General features: G+C 67.4%; 1 pseudogene. It reads left to right on the forward strand.

Annotation, left to right across the window (positions count from 1 at the left end):
- Positions 1-857 (forward strand): annotated as a pseudogene (locus ENZ75_RS33130) (methyl-accepting chemotaxis protein); the annotation flags it as partial.

Raw genomic sequence — 857 nt, forward strand, 5'->3', positions numbered from 1 at the left:
GAACATCGGGGCCGGGGGCGCTGCGCCCTCGCTTATCAGGGCATCACTCAGCCGCACCGGCAAATGGGCTGGCAGCGTCGCCTTTGTCGGGGGTGCCGTATCCGACATCCTCAATCCGCTGGCGCCGTTCGCCGCCTATATCGCGCTGGTCGCCGCGGTGGCCGCAATCATCATCGCCATTGCCATCGTGCTCCGGCTGGTGCTGGCGGCCAAGGCGCTGCCGGCCTTGATCTTCGCCACCAGTGCGGCGGCCGTCGCCGGCGGCGTCTACGGCCTGCAGCAGCAGACCAACGCCCAGCATGGGGTGATCGCCAGCCTGGTGCCGGCCATTGCCGGGCTGCAGCAGTCGATGGGCATCGTTACCGAGAAAGTTGCGAAGATCGAGCAGACCGTCACGCAGACGCAAAAGACGGTCGACGCGGTCAAGCAGTCGACCGACACGGCGGCGAAAAAGACCGACGAGATCGCGTCCGTCCAGCAGCAGCAGACTGAGCAGACGGCGGAAGTGCAGAAGACCACCGACGAGGTGAAGAAGGAGACCGAGACGCTGGTCGCCGGCCAGGCGCAGCAGCAGGCCCAGACCGAGAAGCTGCAGGCGACGACGCAGCAGATCGCCGCCTCGATCGACATCATCGCCAAGGGCTTTGCCGCCCTTGCCGCGCAGGGCGGGGCGATCGCCGAGCCGAAGCGGCCGGACGAGTTCTACCACAATGCCCGCGTCTACGAGTTGTCCGGCGACATGCTGAATGCGCGGCGCTCCTACCTCGCCTTTGCCGGCTTCGACGTCGACGCCATCGATCCCTACACGCGCTTTGCCGCGCTGCTTCGGGTGCAGGACGGCAAGGCCGGCGCGCGCG

The organism is Mesorhizobium sp. M7A.F.Ca.CA.002.04.1.1, assembly GCF_004022805.1.
GTDB classification, from domain to species: domain Bacteria; phylum Pseudomonadota; class Alphaproteobacteria; order Rhizobiales; family Rhizobiaceae; genus Mesorhizobium; species Mesorhizobium ciceri.